At 70.9% G+C, this 2,163-nt stretch carries 1 protein-coding gene; it reads right to left on the bottom strand.

Annotated features, from left to right (window positions below; translation table 11 throughout):
- Positions 1-188: 188 nt before the first annotated feature.
- Positions 189-1,682, bottom strand: a complete 1,494-nt coding sequence (locus ACFWB8_RS36995; RefSeq protein ID WP_380393911.1) for a hypothetical protein — start codon at positions 1,680-1,682, stop codon at positions 189-191.
- Between the last annotated feature and the right edge of the window lie 481 nt (positions 1,683-2,163).

The raw sequence follows: 2,163 nt of genomic DNA, 5'->3' as shown, positions 1-2,163 counted from the left end.
GTCCGTTTTCGCTGACATCCCCTCTACTGCCCGCCTCCGTCACGTCCCCACCTGAAATTGGCGGTGGGGACGGTGACGCGCGGCGGCCCGGAGAGGGGATCCGGCGCCCCTCGCTGTCGCGCGAAAGCGCCGGCGCCCCGGACCCGTGTCGGCATCAGATTCCGGCAGCGAGTTATGCCGGACTGATATCAGTTCTGCGGCTGGGCGAGGCGTCGGGCGATGTGCCAGACGGCACGTTCGCGGTCGTCGGCGTCGTCCTCCTGGTCGTCGTTCTCCTCGGCTTCGCGGCGACGTCGTGCAGCTGCTTCCTCGCGTCGGCGGGCGAGGGCTTCGAGCATCTCGGCGTACGCGTCCACGACGTCCTGCGGACCGAGAACGACGACCTCGTCGGCGACGTCGGCGAGCGCCAGGACCTCACGGACGCGGGCAGCCATGGCGGCCGGGTCGGTGTTGCCGTCGGTGCCCTCGGCGGCCTGCGTCGCCTCCAGGTCGAGGGCCTTCCTCGCGACCGCGTGCCAGCCGTCCTCGGTGACGCGGACGCCCGCGCGGAGTTCGCCGCCCTCGGCGTCGGCCGCCGCGAGCAAGTCGAGGTTGTCTTCGTCGGTGTCGCCGCCGTCGATGCCGAGCATCGAGCGCAGGTAGCGGGTCCACTCGATCGCGCGGCGGCCCTTGGTCGCGCGCTCGTACTCGTGCCACTTCGCCAGGTTCCACTCCAGCGAGCCCTGTCCCTGGGCGTCGTCCTCGGGAACGCCTCCGGTCAGGTCTCCGATCCGGCCGAGGAGTTCGAACGGCGTGACGTTCTCGCCGCCCGCGGTTTTCAGGTCGGCGCGGGCGAGTTCGAGCGCCGGCGCCTTGCCGTCCTGCGTCTTGGCGATGTACTCGGCGAGGTCGTTCGCGTCGCGCTCGGTGTGCAGCCGCTTGAAGTCGACGCCGTGGCCCTTGCCCTCGCACGGGCAGTCGGCCCGTTCGCAGTCGTCCGTCGGCCGGAACTTCGGATTGATGCCCTGGAGGGTGCGGGTCCAGGTCGCGCGCCAGTGGTCTTCCCACTCGGTGAGCCGGTCCTCGGCAGGCGTGAAGGCGCCCGTGATCCTCTTGGCCGCCTTCTCTCCGGTGGTCCGGCCGCCGACGAGGACGATCGCGTGGATGTGCGGGTGCCAGCCGTGGGCCTGACCCACGGTCACCTCCGTCGCGCGGATCATCCCGAGGTAGCCGATCCGGTCGCGGATGCCCTCCTGGTCCTTCGCCCGGCAGCCGTCGCTGACCTTCCGTCCGGCCCACGTGCCGCCCGTGATGAGCCGCTGGTAGGCGCCGGGGCGCCGGGGGGTGTCCTCGGTTTTGCGGGTGCCCTGGAGAGCGTCCATGAGGTCGGCGAGCGCGTCCTTGTACGCGTGGCGGGCGGTGAAGGTCACCAGGTAGGCGGTCCCGCCCTGTTGGAGCCAGGTGACCACGGCCTGGGTGATCTCCTCGGCGCGGCGGTGGCGGATCACGGCGGCGCAGACCGGGCAGAGCCAGATCCGCCCGCACCGCATGAGGCCGAGGACCACGGAGGTTCCGGCAGCGGTCTGGGCGACGATCACGCCGGACGCGGGGTCCATCAGGGCCCGGCCGCAGCCCTTGCACGCGGAGTCGCCGGTGATCCGCCATAGGGTCCGGCGCCGGGTGTACCGCGCCGCTTTGCGCAAGCGGGCGGCGTCGCTTCGCGACTGCCCTTCCGAGAGGCTGTCGCCTCTCGGGCTCTCCCCATCCACCCCGTCCGGAGAAACCGCAGGTCGGCGGGGTGCGGGAAACTCTGTTGTTTCTTTCCCAAGCTGTCCGGGGTTGCTGCCGGACGTCATCCCGCGCTGAATTGCGCGCTTCGCGGCCTGCCGGCAGCGGTCCGAGCAGTAGACACGCGGCACTTTGCCCGGAATATGGGCAATCGGCGTGCCGCAGTGGCAGCGGGGGCCGCTGCTGTTCCGCGTGGCGGCACGCGGAGGTTCGGGGGTTGCAGACGCTGACGCGTCCCGTACGCTGGACACAGACGAGTCCCTTGGTTGTGGAGACCGGGTGGACGTCAGAAGCGGTCAGGGATTAGGCCCCCTGGCCGTTTCGCATTTCCTGGAGAGAATCCAAGCACCTTTCGTGCCCGGTGTTCCCCCCGGCACGCGACACGGCCCTTGGGGC

This window comes from Streptomyces sp. NPDC060031, assembly GCF_042736805.1.
In the GTDB taxonomy this organism is placed as follows: domain Bacteria; phylum Actinomycetota; class Actinomycetes; order Streptomycetales; family Streptomycetaceae; genus Streptomyces.
This window is presented reverse-complemented; position numbering and strand designations above follow the sequence as displayed.